This is a genomic window from Candidatus Eisenbacteria bacterium, from assembly GCA_016930695.1.
Taxonomy (GTDB): domain Bacteria; phylum Orphanbacterota; class Orphanbacteria; order Orphanbacterales; family Orphanbacteraceae; genus JAFGGD01.
Genome location: JAFGGD010000014.1, coordinates 1 through 17,052 on the forward strand (window position 1 = coordinate 1; position 17,052 = coordinate 17,052).

General features: G+C 69.1%; 10 protein-coding genes. 8 read left to right on the plus strand and 2 right to left on the minus strand.

What is annotated here, in order from left to right; genetic code table 11:
• Window positions 1–493: 493 nt before the first annotated feature.
• Window positions 494–679 (minus strand): hypothetical protein, encoded by a 186-nt coding sequence (locus tag JW958_02305; protein ID MBN1825069.1) that lies wholly within the window; start codon window positions 677–679, stop codon window positions 494–496.
• A gap of 528 nt (window positions 680–1,207) precedes the next feature.
• Between JW958_02305 and JW958_02310 the strand changes: the two genes are divergently transcribed.
• From JW958_02310 to JW958_02345, 8 genes are all read left to right on the plus strand, one after another.
• A complete protein-coding gene (locus tag JW958_02310) occupies window positions 1,208–2,053 on the plus strand; it encodes an SDR family oxidoreductase (GenBank protein MBN1825070.1) in 846 nt (281 codons plus the stop codon).
• Window positions 2,054–2,198: 145 nt separating this feature from the next.
• Window positions 2,199–3,629 (plus strand): MBL fold metallo-hydrolase, encoded by a 1,431-nt coding sequence (locus tag JW958_02315; protein ID MBN1825071.1) that lies wholly within the window; start codon window positions 2,199–2,201, stop codon window positions 3,627–3,629.
• 40 nt (window positions 3,630–3,669) lie between these two features.
• Window positions 3,670–4,188 (plus strand): YeeE/YedE family protein, encoded by a 519-nt coding sequence (locus JW958_02320; GenBank protein MBN1825072.1) that lies wholly within the window; start codon window positions 3,670–3,672, stop codon window positions 4,186–4,188.
• A 3-nt stretch (window positions 4,189–4,191) separates the two neighbouring features.
• Window positions 4,192–4,749, plus strand: a complete 558-nt coding sequence (locus JW958_02325; protein MBN1825073.1) for a YeeE/YedE family protein — start codon at window positions 4,192–4,194, stop codon at window positions 4,747–4,749.
• A 23-nt stretch (window positions 4,750–4,772) separates the two neighbouring features.
• Complete coding sequence (locus JW958_02330) at window positions 4,773–5,771, plus strand: diacylglycerol kinase family lipid kinase (protein ID MBN1825074.1); 999 nt, start codon at window positions 4,773–4,775, stop codon at window positions 5,769–5,771.
• The gene (locus JW958_02335; protein ID MBN1825075.1) at window positions 5,768–6,646 is read left to right on the plus strand and encodes a YihY/virulence factor BrkB family protein; all 879 of its coding nucleotides are present in this window, start codon (window positions 5,768–5,770) and stop codon (window positions 6,644–6,646) included. The genes JW958_02330 and JW958_02335 overlap by 4 nt, the downstream gene beginning before the upstream one ends.
• Before the next feature lie 417 nt (window positions 6,647–7,063).
• A complete protein-coding gene (locus JW958_02340) occupies window positions 7,064–8,296 on the plus strand; it encodes a T9SS type A sorting domain-containing protein (GenBank protein ID MBN1825076.1) in 1,233 nt (410 codons plus the stop codon).
• Between the two features lie 581 nt (window positions 8,297–8,877).
• Window positions 8,878–14,964: a VCBS repeat-containing protein gene (locus tag JW958_02345; GenBank protein ID MBN1825077.1), complete on the plus strand. Its 6,087-nt coding sequence runs from the start codon at window positions 8,878–8,880 to the stop codon at window positions 14,962–14,964.
• Between the two features lie 84 nt (window positions 14,965–15,048).
• Here the strand turns inward: JW958_02345 and JW958_02350 are convergent, their stop codons facing one another.
• The gene (locus JW958_02350) at window positions 15,049–17,052 is read right to left on the minus strand and encodes a glycosyltransferase family 39 protein (protein ID MBN1825078.1); all 2,004 of its coding nucleotides are present in this window, start codon (window positions 17,050–17,052) and stop codon (window positions 15,049–15,051) included.

The window sequence follows — 17,052 nt, forward strand, 5'->3', positions numbered from 1 at the left end:
CAGCCGCGCGAGGTCGCACCCTTGTGGGAACTCCGTGGCGATCACGAACCCACCCAGGGGGCGGCACGCCCCGGACTCCGAGAGGGAGACCCCGTCCGTCCCACTCCCCACACCGTGCCCCGAAGGGAGACCGGTGGGGGAAGAGAATGAATCGATACCGATTCCAAACGCCCCGGATTCCGAGAGGGATTACCCGTCCGTCCCTCTCCCCACACCGTGCCCCGAAGGGAGACCGGTGGGGGAAGGGAATGAATCGATACCGATTCCAAGCGCCCCGGACTCCGAGAGGGAGACCCCGTCCGTCCCTCTCCCCACACCGTGCCCCGAAGGGAAGGCCGGCGGCGGAAAGGAGCGGAAAAAAGGAAGGCGCGGCGTGACGGGCGTCACGCCGCACCGAGGGGCTCCGGGCATTTGGAGCGATTGCCTTGCGCGGGACGCGTATGTGGCCATGTGCAGGAGAGCAACCCCGGCCGCCCCTCTACTACGCCATAGGCTATTCCTCCGCTTCGGTTTTTTCTCGGAACAGGCTGGCGATTTTCCTCTCCATGATCTCCCGATTGCGCGGGGTTATGAAGTCGAGGAGGTCGCCTTTTTCCCTATCCTCGGGAGCATGGATCCGCTGGGAATCGCCGGCCTGTTTTTCTCTCAGTCGTTTCTCCAGAAAGAGCAATTCCATCACCCCCAGTCCCCGCCGTCCCGGGCTCGCCCGCGACGGATCGCCGTGCTTTCCAGAAGGCTCCGGGGGAGAGGTCCTCGACGCGCCGCCTTATTACCGAGGCCTCCCCCCGCGGAGCGCATCACCCGCGGAATATCGCCGCGACGCAGGCTACAGAAACCGCGCCAGGAAGCGGAAGAGGTGCCCCAGGCATTCCCCGGTCATCGGATCGTGCGCGGTCACTCCGAAGAGCGCTGTGAACTCGAAAAGACCAAATGCGAACATTTTGACCATCCTCCTCCGAGATTCACCGACCGATCCGCCCTCCGTTCTTCTCCTCTTCTCTCCCTTTTCCGCGATTTCCGGTCGATCTTCTCCATTTCCTTCCACCGTCGTTGTCGTTCCGACCGAATGGATTCGCAAGGGGCGTGCCCGAAAGGGAGGGCACGGCGGTTTCACCACCGGCTTCTTTCGTTTACATTGAGGGGGAGGGCCTCGGGGGGCGTGTCCCCCCAAGAAGATGACAATTCATGAGTTACACGGAGGGGCGGCATGAAGAACGAGAGGACGGGACGGGGCGCGGCGCTGGTGACGGGCGCCGGGCGCGGAATCGGCCGGGCGATCGCGACGCGACTCGCCGCGGACGGCGCCGCGACGGCGCTGGCCGCGCGCACCGCCGCCGAGCTGGAGGAGGCGCGGACGGAGATCGAGCGGGCCGGCGGGCGGGCGGCGACGTACATCCTGGACGTGACGGACGCGGGGGCGGTGGAGGCGACCGTCGCCCGCGCGGAGTCGGAACTGGGACCCATCGATCTATTAGTGAACAACGCCGGCAGCCTCGCCGCCCTCGGCCCCACCTGGGAGACCGACCCGGAGGCATGGTGGACCGATCTCCGCACCAATCTGTACGGAGTCTATCTCTGTTGTCGCGCACTGATCCCGCGGATGATCGCGCGCGGCGGGGGACGGATCGTGAACCTTGCCGGCGGCGGCACGGCCGGACCCTTCCCCTTCGCCTCCGCCTACGGGAGCACCAAGGCGGCGGTGATGCGTCTCACCGAAACGCTCACGGCGGAGTTGAAAATCGCAAGCGCGCCGATTCAGGTGTTCGCCCTCAGCCCCGGCTTCGTACGAACCGCCATGACCGCGCCCTTCGCCGAAACCGAGGAGGGGCGCCGCTGGATGGGGCGTCTCGCGGACCGGATCGACCGGGGTCTCGACATCCCGCCCGAAAAGGCGGCGGCGATGGTGGCCGCTATCGCCTCGGGACGGCTCGACGCGCTCCGGGGCCGCTACATGGACGCCCAGGACGATTCGGACCGAATCGAGGAGATGGAGGCGGGCGCCCGGGAAATCATCGAGAAGGACCTGCGCGTTCTCCGGATCCGTGACAAATAAACTTTCTCTTCCGGGGCCGGGGCACTCCACTCCTTTCTTGCATCGCGCCCCGTTTCGTCCATAATTTCATGCGTCGAACCGATCCGGGACGCGCCCCCGGCGGGCCCGCGCCCCCGCCCGGACCGGCGGGACCAAGGAGAAGGAAATGCGGATCCACCATCACTTCGTGCAAGGCATCGCCCACAGTTCCTATGTGCTCGGAGGCCGCAAGGAGTGCGCGGTGATCGACCCGGAACGAGACATCCGCCCCTATCTGCGCGCCGCCGAGGAGCTTGGGCTGAAGATCACCCGCGTGCTGCAAACGCATCTCCACGCCGATTTCGTGTCCGGCCACATCGACCTCGCCCGGGCGACCGGCGCGGTCATCGTGGCGCCGCGAAAGGCGCGCTGCCGCTTTGAGCACCTCGGCGTGAAGGAGGGGGATGAGATCCGGATCGACGATCTCACGATCGGCGTGATCGAAACACCGGGTCACACGCCGGAGCACGTCTGCTACGTCGTCACCGACGGAAGCCGAAGCCGAGATCCGGTCGCCGTCTTCAGCGGCGATACGCTCTTCATCGGCGACGTGGGCCGGCCGGATCTCTTTCCGGGACGGGCGCGCTCCCTCGCCGCGTCCCTCTATGACAGCCTTCACGGGAAGCTGCTCCGCCTCCCCCCCTTCGTCGAGGTCTATCCCGCCCACGGGGCCGGCTCCCTCTGCGGCCGCGCCATGAGCGCCAAACGATCCGGCACGATCGGTTACGAGAAAAGAAACAACCGGGCGCTCCGCATTCGAGATCGGGAGCGCTTCATCCGTTCCCTCACCGAGGGGATGCCGCTGCCGCCGGATCACTTTTCCCGTTGCAGCGACGAGAACGCGAAGGGGCCCGCGCCGACGGGCCGCATGCCCCTTCCGCCGCCGCTGCCGCCGGTACTCTTCCGGGAGATGGCGGGCAAGCGGGGACGGATCGTGCTGGACGTGCGTTCCTTCGAAGCCTTCGGCGCGCAGCACGTGCCGGGCGCCCTCCACATCGATCTCGCGGGCAACTTCCCCACATTCGCCGGCTGGGTGATTCCGCCGGACCGGCGGATCCTGCTCGTCGCCGACGATCGGCGGCGGGCGGAGGAGGCGACGATCCTGCTCCGCAAGGTGGGGCTCGACCGGGCCGAGGCCTACCTGGAGGGAGGGATGCGCGCGTGGGGGAGCGCCGGCCTGCCCGCGGAGCACGTCCCCCTTCTCTCGGCGGAGGAATTGCACTCGCGCATCACCGGCGGGGAGCCGGGCGCGCTGATCGACGTGCGCGCCGAGAGCGAATACGAGGCGCAGAACATCCGGGGTTCCATCCATATTCCGGTGGCGGACCTCCGGTCGCGGTATCGGGAACTCGACCCGGACCTTCCCGTGGTCCTGCTCTGCTCGAGCGGGGTTCGTTCGAGCCTCGGCGCAAGTCTGTTGAAACGTCATGGATTTCGCCGGGTCTTCAACGTGGCGGGAGGGACGGCGGGATACGCGGCGGCGGGATACGCGCCGGAGTGTCCGTTGTGCCTCGTCCCCCACGGCCCTCGCACTGCGGCGTTAGCGGGGAAGCCTTGAGACCGCCGCGCGTTCGGCGATCCCTCGGCCGGAGCGAACGATGACGAATCCCTTCCTCCTCGCACGGTGGTCCCCCTACGCGGTCGGCGCGGGAATCGGCGTTCTGTCGTGGATCGCCTTCCTCCTCTCCGACAAGGCGATCGGTTGTTCCACTCCCTTCGCGCGGGCGAGCGGCGCGATCGAGGCGCTCTTCCGCGGCGACCGCGCCCGGCTTCGCCCCTATTACCTCGAGGTAAAGCCTTCCTTCGGTTGGGACGGGGCTCTGGTGATCGGCGCGCTCGCCGGGGCGGCGATCTCCTCGCTCCTCTCCGGCTCCTTCCGGCTCGAGTGGGTGCCGCCCCGCTGGGAGGCTTTCTTCGGCGGGTCCGCCTGGGCGCGCTGGGCCGCCGCCCTCACCGGAGGCGTGCTGATGGGATTCGGCTCCCGCTGGGCGAACGGCTGCACCAGCGGGCACGGCATCAGTGGAACGCTCCAGCTCGCGCTCAGCGGCTGGGTCGCCGTCGCCGCCTTCTTCGCCGGAGGCGTCGCCGCCGCCTTCTTGCTCTTCGGGACGGGTTGAATCATGCTCGACCGCCTACGCGCCGCACGGGGACCGCAGATCGGCGTCGGCTTCGGCCTCGGCGCCCTCTTCGGCTTTCTTCTCGACAAGAGCGGCGTGACACGGTTCGACGTCATCGCCGGCCAGCTCCTCCTGGAAGACTTCACCGTTCTGAAGGTGATGATGACGGCCGCGCTGGTCGGCATGATCGGGGTGTACGGGATGCGCGCCCGCGGTTGGGCGCGGCTCCATCCCAAGCCGGGAAGCTGGGGCGCCACCGGGCTCGGCGGGCTCCTCTTCGGCGTCGGCTTCGCGCTCCTCGGCTACTGCCCCGGCACCGTCGCCGGCGCGGTGGGGCACGGCGCGCTGGACGCCCTCTTCGGCGGCGCGGTGGGAATGCTGATCGGCTCGGGCCTTTTCGCGGCGCTCTATCCGGCGATCCGCGCGAGGGTATTGGAGAGGGGCGCCTTCCCGGCGCTCACCCTCCCCGAGCTTCTCGGCGCGCCGCCGCGCCTCGTGGTGCCGGCCGCGGCGGCGGTCTTGGCGGCGCTTCTCGTCGCCATCGAATGGGCCGGTCTCTGATCGGGCCCGAGGAACGGATCGTCATGCCTCTTCTCGGCGACGCCGGAAAAGGGAAGGATGGCGGAAACCGATACCGTCGCATCCTGGCCATTCTGAATCCCAAGGCGGGATGGCGGATCCCGGGGTTCGATCCGCGGCACGCGTTGGAAAAGGCGCTGGAGCGGTACGACGGCGCGCACGCGATCCGGGAGACGGGGGGCGAGGACGACGCGCGGCGGTGGGCGGCGGCCGCGGCCGACGAGGGTTACGACCTGTTGATCGTCGCCGGCGGGGACGGCACGATCCGGGAAGCGCTGGACGGCCTGATGACGGCGGGGGCGAAGATTCCCCTCGCGCCGGTGCCGACCGGTACGGCGAACCTCCTCGCCCTCGGCATCGGTGTTCCTTTATACCCGAAATGGGCGCTCGACAAACTGTTGGAGGGGAGAGAGGTCCCCTTCGACGTGGGCCGGGTCGTCGGCGCGGACCGGTACTATCTGATCGCCGCCGGGCTCGGGCTTTTCGCGCAGTACATCGTGGACACCCCCCGCGACGTGAAGGCCCGTCTCGGTTTCCTCGCCTACGTCGGCGCCGGTATCCGAAACCTCTTTCGAATCCGGATCAACCGGGTGGAGATGAAGGTCGACGACCGCTGGCGCGTTTATCGCGCCTCGTCGGTGGTCATCGTCAACAGCCACGTCTCGGCGCCGCTGGAGGCGATCCTCGCCATGAGCGTCACCCCGCACGACGGCCTCCTCGACATCGTCGTAACCCCGGTGCCGACCATCACCGGCCGGTTGAAGGTTCTCTCCCGGCGCCTCGCCTTCCGCCGGCACGACCTGGCGCTCCGGAAGGAGGATTTCCAGCTGATCCGGCACGAGCGCGGGCGTCGCGTCCGCGTCGAAACGAAGCCGCCCATGCCGGTCCACATCGACGGCGACCTGATCGGGGAGACTCCTTTCGAGACGGAGGTGATCCCCGGCGGCGTGCGCCTCTTGGTGCCGTCGGGTTACCGCTTCGGCGACGGGGGGCGGAAAGGATGAACCTGCTCGGCTCGGCTTTCGCCGCCTTCGGAGTGCTCCTGCGGGACGCCCTCTTCGAGTGGCGGCGGGACGCGGCGCAGCGCATGGCCGCCGCCCTCGCCTTCTACACGCTCATCTCGCTGGCCCCCCTTTTGGTGCTGATGATCGCCGTCATCGGTTTCGTCTTCGGCCGCGAGGCTGTGGAGGGAGAGCTGGTGATGCGGTTGCAGGGTCTGATGGGGGAGCCGGTGGCGCGAACGGTGCAGAACCTGGTGGCGGCGGCGGGCAGCGGGTCGTCGAAGCTGCTCGCCACCTCCCTCGGTCTCGTCTTTCTCGTCTACGGCGCCTCCGCCGTGTTCGGCCAGCTCCACGACTCGCTCAACATGATCTGGCACACCGAGAGACACCGCGTGAGCGGCTGGCGCGACTTCTTCCGCGCCCGGGTCTTCAGCCTTCTCATGGTTCTGGCGACCGGCTTCCTGCTGCTCGTTTCGCTTCTCGCGGGGACGGCGGTGACGGCGGCGACGGAACACTTCCGCCATCTCTTCCCCCAGATCGACCGGTTTTGGTACGGCGTTCACCTGGTCGCCGCCTTCGGCCTCCCCACCCTTCTCTTCGCGCTCATCTTCAAGATAATCCCGGACGTGCCCATCGCCTGGCGCGACGCTTGGGGCGGCGCGATCCTGACGACCGCGCTCTACTCCATCGGACGGATGCTCCTCGGCATCTACCTGGGGCGCTCCACCTTCACCTCCCTCTACGGGGCCGCCGGCTCGCTGGTGGTGCTCCTCTTCTGGATCTACTACACCGCCCAGATCCTCTTCCTCGGCGCCGAGTTCACCTACGTCTACGCGCGCCGATTCGGATCACGACGGGGGGGCGGCGGCGCCCGGTGAAACGGAGGGCGACGGCGTGACGGAACGACCCTTCGTCTCGATGATCGTCCCCGACTTCCGGCCCGGCGGGCGGGACTCTCCCCGGCGCGGAGTCTCCCCCGTGGTTTCGCCGACGCGCCGTGAACCGCCCGTCGCCCGAGCGGCGCCCGATAGAGGTTCGTGATTGAAGGGTTTTGACCGCGAAGATCATGAAGAGAAAAACTCGCGCGGCAACGCAGAGACGCGGAAAAATGCGAGGAAGATCTTCTCTTCTGCCTTGCGAAGGAGGGGGGCTTTTTCTTTCTCTCTGCGACACTGCGCGAGTTTTTCTCTTCTTCTTCCCGCGCTCCGTGGTTAGAACAAGCCTCCTTCGATCCGTGCTATACTGAGGGTGAACATCCCCTCGCAGCCGTACGGCCCGTTCGTGAGGAGATCGCCGTGAGCACCTTTTTCCCCCGCGCCCTCGTTTTCGTCGCCCTCGCGCCGGCGCTCGCCTCAGCCTTCGCCGCACCGGCGGCGGCGGACTATTCCGTCGGTTCCCGAACCCTCTCCTACACAGACCCGGCCCGGGGGAACCGTTCCGTGCAGGTCGACCTCTACTATCCCGCCGACGCGCCCGGCGAGGAGGTCCCCTTCGCCGCCGGCGATTTCCCGGTCCTTCTCTTCGGCCACGGGTACCAGATGAACGCCGACGACTACGACTACATTTGGGAGGGTGTGGTTCCGGCCGGTTACATCGTCGCCTTCCCCAGGACCGAGGAGGTGCTCTTCCCGGATCACCTCGAGCTGGGCAGGGACATCGCTTTCCTGGCGGACCGACTCCGCGCCGCGAACGGGGAACCCGGTTCGCCGCTGGAGGGGCACGTGGACTCCTCCGTCGCCGCCGGCGGCCACTCGATGGGCGGAGGAGCGTCCCTTCTCTCCCTCGCCGAGAATCCGTCGATCGACGCGTCGGTGACGCTCGCCGCGGCGGAGACGAATCCCTCGGCCATCGCCGCCGTTCAGGGCCTGACCGTTCCCGCGCTCCTCTTCGCCGGTTCCCGCGATTGCGTCACGCCCCCGGCGGACCATCAAATCCCGATGTTCGACTCCTTCGGCGCGGGGTGCAAAACCTATCTGAACCTGACCGGCGCGAGCCACTGCCAGTTCGGAGAGTACGACTTCCTCTGCGGGCTCGGCGAGATCGGTTGCCCCTCGCCGCTGATCGACCGCGCCGCGCAGCACGACCTGGTCGTCGGGTACCTGACTCTCTTCCTGGACGCTCACCTGCGCGCGGACGCCGCCGCCTGGTCCGCCTTCACCGACCTCCTCGACACGGCCGCGGGGATCACCTGGATGCAGGAGTGCGTCGCCGTCGCGGTCGCCTCCGCCGCGCCGCCGGCACGCTCCGGCCCGGAGGTCCGCCTCCTGCCGAATCGTCCCAATCCCTTCAATCCCGCCACGACGATCGTTTTCGAGACGGCCCACGCCGGGGAGGCGAGGCTCGCCGTCTACGATCCCGCCGGGCGAGCGGTCCGCGTTCTCGCCGAGGGGCGGGTCGGCGCGGGGATTCACGAGATCCTCTGGGACGGAAGGGACGGCCGTGGTCGGTCGGCGGCGAGCGGCGTCTATCTGGTTCTTCTCCGGACCGATGGGGGTTCGGACGCGCGGCGGATCGTGCTCGCCCGCTGATCGATCCGTTCCTTCGCATTTAAGTGAATCGGTGCTCGAGAAAAAAAGAAAGGCCCGCCGCCGCCGGGCCGCGCCCTTTTCCGGTCGTCCCCTTCTCCATGCCGCCGCGAAGAACCGCGTGCGGCGGGAGAGCCGCTTTTCTTCCGACACCGGCCATCTATGGGCGCTTCACGCATTCCCCGGACCGATTCTCGTTTTGTGCGGGTGTTCCGCTGTTCTTTATACGGTCGCCCGGGTGATTCGAGACAGCGCGGCATCGGAAACGAAGAGAGGATAACAACCCCCGCGGCCGTTGTCCCGTTAAGGTCCGGTCAAAACGGTTAACCTTCCTTAATCGGAATCGCCCGCAATCGCGCCCCTCGCCCTCGCCGCGGATCCGGATCATGGGCGGAGGGTTTGCGTGAATCGTCTCTCTTTTCTCTTCAACCGCGCCCCTGTCCCACGCCGGACGCCTTCACAGAACGACGGAACAGATTGACTCGCATATGGTTATCTGGTATTATTGAGTTGGTTCTCGAGAGGTCTCCCGACCTTCCCCCCGCCGCTTCACCCGATTCGGACACGAACGAGAGGAAAAGGGAATGCGTCACGCCACCCGTTTCACCGCTCTTTTTATCATTCTCCTTCTCGCCGCCGCGGCCGCGCCCGTTTCCGCGGAGCGCGCCACGCAGGAGGAGATGGAACAGATCTGCCTCGCCTGGCTCGATCGCGCCGTGGACGCGTTGGGCGATTGGGGGGGATCGACCTCCCCGACCATCGCCGGCGCGCAGGCGATCACCTCCGGAGACACCCTTCTCGGCATGGCGTTCGACATCGAGCCGAGCGGTTTCGTGGTGGTTCCGGTCCTCAAGCAGATGGCGCCCGTGAAGAGCTACTCCACCGTCACCGACCTGAACATGGAAGACGGCGGCCTCCCGGCGCTGATCCGGGACGTCCTCCGCGACCGCATCACCCGTTACGCGGAGACTTACGGCGACCTCGACGCGCGCGAAACGGACGGCTCGTCGGAGCGAATCTTCGCGCCGGAGCAGAGGCTCCTCTGGGACCGCTTCCTCGCCTCCGCCGAAACCGACGATGCGGGCGGGCGGATCCGCAAGGTGAACGGCTTCCGCGGCGTGGGCCCGCTGCTCACCGCGAGCTGGCACCAGGGCGCGCCCTACAACAACACCTGTCCCATGGGAGACGGCGGCCGCACCGTCGTCGGCTGCGTAGCGACCGCCGCGGCGCAGATCCTGCATTACCACGCCTGGCCGCCGAACGGCGAGGGAACACACAGCTACACCTGGGACGGCGATCAGTCCTGCGGCGGAAGCGTGGGGGGCGGCACGCAGTACGCCGATTTCTCGGACGCCTACGACTGGGCGAACATGCCCGACAATTGCGACGGCGGCTGCACGGCCGCGCAGGAAGCGGCGCTCGCCGAGCTGTGCCGCGAAACGGGCGTCGCCTTCAACATGGACTACGGCTTCTGCGGCTCCGGCGCATACACCAGCGACGCGCTCACCGTTTTCCCCGAGTACTTCCGCTACGACGGCGTCTCCATCGACGAGGAGGACCGCTTCTGGCACACCGCCGATTCCTGGTTCGCCATCATCCAGGAGGAGATCGACGCGAATCGGCCGATGCAGTACCGCATCGAAGGGCACTCCATCGTCTGTGACGGCTGGCGGGTGATCGAGACGACGAACCAGTACCACATCAATTACGGTTGGGGCGGATCGCAAACCGCCTGGTACACCATCGACAACATCTACGGCTCCACCAACCCGATGGCGGAATCCCTGATCCGCGGAATCCAGCCGGCCCAGGAAAGCCTGGCCTGGACCGACGCGACCGCCGCCCCGCTCGGCGACGCCGGCGACGGCCGAGGCGCGGCGTGGGCGGACATGGACGGCGACGGCGACCCCGACCTCTACCTCACCGTCGACGGCGGCGCGAACCGCCTCTTCCGCAACGACGGCGGCGGCGCCTTCACCGACGCCACCACCGCCCCGCTCGGCGACACCGGGAACGGCCGCGGCGCGGCGTGGGGAGACGCCGACAACGACGGCGATCCCGATCTCTACCTCGTGAACGACGGCTCGGCGAATCGCCTCTTCCGCAACGACGGCGACGGCGCCTTCACCGACGCCACCACCGCCCCGCTCGGCGACACCGGGAACGGCCGCTCCGCCGCCTGGGGCGACTACGACCTCGACGGCGACCTCGATCTCTACCTCGTGAACGACGGCTCGGCGAACCGCCTCTTCCGCAACGACGGCGCCTCCTTCGTCGACGTCGCCTCCGGCGCCCTCGCCTCGGCGGGCGACAACGCCGCGGCCTGGGCGGACGCGGACGGCGACGGCGATCCCGACCTCTATGTCGCAACCGACGGTCCGAATGTTTATCTCCGAAACGACGGCGGCGTCTTCGTCGACGCCACGTCCGGCGCCCTGGCGGGGAACGCGCCGACCGCCGCCCTCGCCTGGGGGGATTACGACAACGACGGCGACCCGGATCTCTTCCTGGCGAACGACGGCGCCGCGGACCGTCTCCTCCGGAACGACGGCTCCGGCGTCTTCACCGACGCCACCCTCTCGCCCCTGAACGACGCGGGCGCGGGGCGCGCCGCCGCCTGGGTCGACCACGACAAAGACGGCGACCTCGACCTCCATCTCGTCCGGAGCGGCGTCGCGGACCGGCTCTATCGGAACGACGGCGGCTCCTGGGCGGAGACCGCTTCCGGCGCGATAGCCGACGCGGGCCTCGCGAACGGCGCGGCCTGGGCCGATTTCGACCGAGACGGCGACGCCGACCTCTTTCTCGCCCGCGACGGCGCGGACCTCCTCGTCCGCTGCGACTCGCCGACCCATATCGACATGGCTCACCGCTGGGTCCGCGTGGAGCCGGTCGGCACCGTCTCCAACCGAACGAGCATCGGCGCCCGGGTGCGGGTCGTCGCCGACGGCGCGTCGCAGGTCCGCTGGATCGACGGCGGCTCCGGCGCCCTCTCCCAGCACGAGCCGGTCGCCCTCTTCGGGCTCGCCCGCGAATCCGTCATCGACTCGATTCTCGTCACCTGGCCCTCCGGCGTAACCCAGACGCTCGCCGGCGTCCCCGCCGACGACGTCTACCCCGTCGTCGAGTTGATCGCCCCCTCCGTGACCGTTTTGAAACCGAACGGCGGCGAAGCATGGGGCCAGGGGAGCGTGCAGCCGATTCGCTGGACCAACGTGCACGAACCGGCCACCGAGGCGCTGGTGGAATACTCGGTCGACGCCGGCGCGAGCTGGGACACGGTCGCCGTCGTCGCCGCGGACACCGGCTACGGCGAGATCGCCTGGACCGTGCCCTCGCAGCCGACCACGCAGGCGCTGGTCCGCGTCCTCTCGACGAATCTCGCCGGCGCCGACGCCGACACGAGCAACGCCTTCTTCACCATCCTGCCGGTGCCGATCGTGGAGGTGACCTCCCCGAACGGCGGCGAGTTCTGGGAAGTGGGCGAGACGCGCGACGTGACCTGGACGAACTCCGGCGATCCGGCGCTCTCCTACTCGATCTTCTGCAGCTCAGACAGCGGCGACTCCTGGTTCTCCGTGGCGGACTCCCTCGCCGGCGACCCGGGCTCCCACTCCTGGGACGTGCCGGACGCGCCCACATACGGCGCGCTCGTCCGAGTGGTCCTGCACAACGCCGCCGGATCCGGCAACGACACCAGCGACGCGCTCTTCAAAATCGCTCCGGCCTCCTTCGCCTCCACGGCGTTCACGCCTCTCACGGCGGGTCCGATCGGCGACGCGGGCGCGGGGCGCGGCGTCGCCTGGGGGGACAGCGACGACGACGGCGACCCGGATCTCTATCTCGTGAACGCCGACGGCGCGAACCGCCTTTTCCGTAACGACGGCGGCACGCTCGTCGACGCGACCCCGGCGCCTCTCGGCGACGACGGAAACGGCCTCGGCGCCGCCTGGGCGGACGCCGACAACGACGGCGACCTCGACCTCTACCTCGCCAAGGCCGGCGCGAACCGCCTCTTCCGCAACGACGGCGGCGAGTGGATCGACGCGGCTTCGGGCCCGCTCGCCAACGCCGCCGAGGGGCGCGGCACCGCCTGGGCCGACTACAACGGCGACGGCCTCGCCGACCTCTACCTGGTCAACCACGACGACGGGAACAAGCTCTTCCGGAACGACGGCGGCGGCGCATTCGCCGACGTGACGGGGAACCTCTCCGTGGGCGGCACCCGCTGGGGCGCCCAGTGGGCCGACTACGATCTCGACGGCGACCCGGACCTCTACTCGGTGCGCACGGGATCGAACATCCTCTTCAAGAACCTCGGGAACGGCTCCTTCACCGACGTCACATCCGGACCTCTCGGCGACACGGGCCTCGGCCACGGAGCCGCTTGGGGAGACTACGACAACGACGGCGACCCGGACGTGTACATCGCAAACCGCGGGATCAACCGCCTGCTCCGCAACGACGGCGCCGGCGCCTTCACCGACGTCACACCGGCGCTCCTCGCCGACCGGGGCACGAGCTACGGCGTCGCCTGGGCGGACTACGACCTCGACGGCGACCTGGATCTCTTCCTCGCCAACAACGACTACAACAAGCTCTACCGGAACGACGGCGGCGGCACCTTCGCCAACGTCGCGAACGCGGCGCTGCGCGACGCCGGCGACGGACGCGGCGCGGCTTGGGCCGACGCCGACGCCGACGGCGATCTGGATCTCTATGTGGCGAACGAGGGGGCGAACGTCCTCTTCCGCAACGATCTCTCCGGCGGCGATCACTGGCTCCGCGTGCGCCTCCGCGGGACCGTGTCCAACGGCGCGGCGATCGGCGCGCGCGTGCGGGCCGTCGCCGGCGAACTCGTTCAGACCCGATGGATCGGCGGCGGCGGCGGTTACCTCTCCCAAGACGAGCCGGTCGCCTCCTTCGGGCTCGGCGCGGCGACCGTCGTCGACACGATCCTCGTGTCCTGGCCTTCGGGGAACACGCAGCTCCTCGCGGGCACCGCGGCGGACACGGTCCTCACCCTCGTCGAGCCCTCCCCGGGCTGGGCCGACGCGACCCTCCCGCCGCTGGACGACGCCGGCGTCGGCCAGGGGATCGCCTGGGGGGACTACGACGGCGACCACGACCCGGACCTCTACATCACCAATCAGTCCTCGGCGAACCGTCTCTTCCGCAACGACGGCGGCGTCTTCGTCGACGCCACGCCCGCCCCGCTCGCCGACGCGGGGGGCGGATCCGGGGCGGCCTGGGGGGACACGGACAACGATGGAGACCTCGACCTTTACATCGTCAACAACGATCGGGCGAACCGCCTCTTCCGCAACGACGGCGGCGGCGACTTCGCCGATGTCACGCCGGCGCTCCTCGCCGACTGGGGCCTCGGCTTCTCTACGGCCTGGACGGACTTCGACGGCGACGGGCTGCTCGACCTTTACCTGGCGAACGCCGGCTCGGCGAACAAGCTCTTCCGAAACGAAGGGGGAGGCGCCTTCACCGACGCCACCACCGGGCCGCTCGGCGACATCGGTTTCGGCTTCGCCTGCGCCTGGGCGGACGCGGACAACGACGGCGATCCGGACCTCTACCTCGGCAACGCCTTCGGCGCGAACCGGATGATCCGGAACGACGGCGGCGGCGCCTTCACCGACGTCACCGCCGGACCGCTCGGCGACGCATCCTCCACCTACGGCGCCGCCTGGGGAGACTACGACAACGACGGCGACCCGGACCTCTACATCACCAACGAGGGAGCGACGAACCGGCTCTTCCGGAACGACGGCGCCATGACCTTCGTCGACGCGACCGCCGGAGCGCTCGGCGGAAACGGCGACTGCTACGGCGTCGCCTGGACCGACTTCGACCTCGACGCCGACCTGGACCTCTTCGTGGTCCGCCCGGCCGGGAACCTGCTCCTCGAGAACCTCGGCGACGGCGGGTTCGCCGACGCGGCCGACCCGACGCTTCGCGAAGCGGGCTCGGGGGCGGGCGCGGCGCTGGCCGACGCGGACGGCGACGGCGACCCCGACCTCTACCTGCCGAATCCGGGAGGCGCGAACATGCTCCTCCGGAACGATCAGGCGGGGGGGAACAACTGGTTCCGGCTCGTTCTCGCGGGAACCACGTCGAACGCCGCGGCGATCGGAGCGCGGGTGCGCCTCGTCGCCGGCGGTGTCGCGCAAACCCGCGAGGTCTCCGGCGGCTCCGGCTACCTCTCTCAAGACGACGGCATGCTTCTCTTCGGCCTCGGCGGCGCGTCGATCGTCGACACGCTGGAGATCCTCTGGCCCGGCGGCTCTCCGGAGACGTTCACCACCCTCGCCGCGAACCAGACCTCGCTCATCGCCGAGGGGGGCGGCTCCACCGCCGTGGACGCGCCCGGCGCCGCGCCCGCCGCGTTCCGCCTTTTCCCGAACGCGCCCAACCCGTTCAATCCACGCACGGTGATCCGCTTCGAAGTGCCGAGGCGGGGCGCGGTGCGCGTGGACGTTTACGACATCACCGGCAGGATGGTGGCGACTCTCGTCGAGGGAACTCGCGACGCGGGTTCTTTCGACGCCGTCTGGAACGGCGCGGACGCCCGGGGGCGCTCCGTCGGCTCCGGCGTCTACTTTGCGCGGATGAGCGCCGAAGGCTTCACGGCGACCCGCAAGATGCTCTTAATTCGTTAAATAATTGGCGTCGGTATTCCCGTTCGGCGACGCTCGGGCCCGGGAGAAGATCCCGGGCCATTTCTATTCCCGCACGAGCGCCGGCTACTCCTTCGCCCCCGCGCGGATCCTCTCCAGCTGCGCGCGTAGGCGCTCGTTGTCCGGCTCGATCCGGAGCGCCCGGAGGAGGAGCGCCTCCGCCTCCGCGCGGTCCCCGGCGGCGACCCGGACCCGGGCGAGGTTGGCGTATCCCTTGACGTACGAGGAATCCTCGGCGAGGAGTTCGCGGAAAGTCCGCTCCGCCCGGCCGAGGTCGCCCGTTTTCCAGAAGCAGAGGCCGATGTTGTTTCGCGCGCTCCGGGCGGCCGCCGAATCGCCCCGCTCCTCGAAGGACGCGAGAAGGCGCTCGAAATCGACGAGGGCGGCGGCGTAATCGCCGGCCCGGTAACGCTCCGCGGCGGCGGCGAGGGCGCGCGTGGCGTCGGAGATTTCCGGCGCGGCGCCTTCGTATTGTCCCGAAAGGGCGTAGCGCTCCGCCAGCTCCAGGTGCCGGGCGGCGCGCAGGTCGTCCCCCGCCGCGGCGTAAAGAGCGGCGAGGGCGGCGTGGGCGGGGCCGAAGCGCGGATCGATTCGGAGCGCGCCGAGGAACATCGCCTCCGCCCTCTCCCCCTCCCCGCGATCCCGGTAGAGAGTGCCGAAGTTGAGGTAGTCGACCCTCTTCCATGTCTGCGCATCCAGAAGGTCGTCCCGCAAATGCGCGAACAGGAGAAGCGGCGCGAGAATGAGCGCTGGGAAGAGAAGGGCGCGCGCCCCCCGGCGACGGGCCCGCCGCACCATCTCCTCCACGGCGGCGGCCGCGAAGAGAAGAAGGACCGGGGCGGCGGGCATCCGGTACTCGGCGCTCACGAAGAAGAGGAGCGCGGTCGCGAGGACGATCGCGACGAGGAGGGTGAGATGGAGATGTCGACGCCAATCCCTTCTTCTATAAATCATCCCGAGAACGGCGAGCGGCCCGACGAAGCCGAAGGTGAGCGGCAGCGCGCGGAGGAGGGTCGAAAAGTCGCGCGCGAAGTGGAAGTTGAGGTTGGTCGGCGACTCGACGGCGTTCCAAAAGTAGAAGAACTTCCGCGCCGCGAGGCGCGCTTCCGCCCCCGGGTGCGCCGCCGACCATGCGAGCCCCTTCCGGAAGAGGTGCCGGGCGCTCCCCGCAAGGGTAACCGGCCGGCCCAGCTCGCGGGAGACCGCCCCCCGGGTGCCGAGCACCTCCTCCGCGAAGCGGGCGCTCGTCGCGTACTCCGTCGGTTGGTAGAGGCCGCGCGCGTCCGCATTGTGACCGATGTAAAAGGCGGCGTAGTTGGCGGCGATGGGGACGAAGCGTCCCTCCACGAGGGCGTTCCGCGCGGTGACGAGGAGGGGCGGCGCCGCCGCGACGGCGGCGAAGAGCGCCCAGTGCGCGAGCGCCCGCCGCCGCCCCCCGCCTCGCGCGAGGAAAAAGGCGAGGGCGACGGGAACGTAGAGCGCCGCGTTCCCCCGGCCGAGGGCGGCGATCCCGACTGCGAGCCCGGCGAGCGCCGCGTGAACCGGCCGCCCCCGCTCCCCCCACGCCGTGAGGGCGAGGAGCGCCGCGAGAAACGCCGTCTCGATGAGAACCGGCGTCAGAAGCGCGCCCGCGTAAAAAACGGCCGGGCCGTAGAGGGCAAGCGCCGCGCCCGCGGCGATCCCGGCCGCCCTCCCGAAGAGCGGCGCGCCGATCCGCGCGAGGAGAACGGCGTTCAGGGCCCCCAGAACCGCCTGGACCACGCGCGCTGCCTCCGGGCCGCCGCCCACCTTGTAGACCGCCGCGAGGTACCAGGGATAGAGGGGGTTCATGGAGTAGATCGCCTCCCCGCGGAAGCGCCCCTCCAGAATCATTCGGGCGAATCGGTCGTAGGTCTCCGAGTCGATGAGGAGGACGTCGGCGATCGGCCCGCCGCGAATCTCCCACAGATAAACCAATCGCGCGGCGAGGCCCAGGAGGAAGAGAAAAAGCGCCGTTCGCGCGCCGAGCCGTCCCGGGAGGCGCGCCCCGGCCCCGTTCGCTTCGCCCCCCCTCTCTCCGCGACGGTCCAC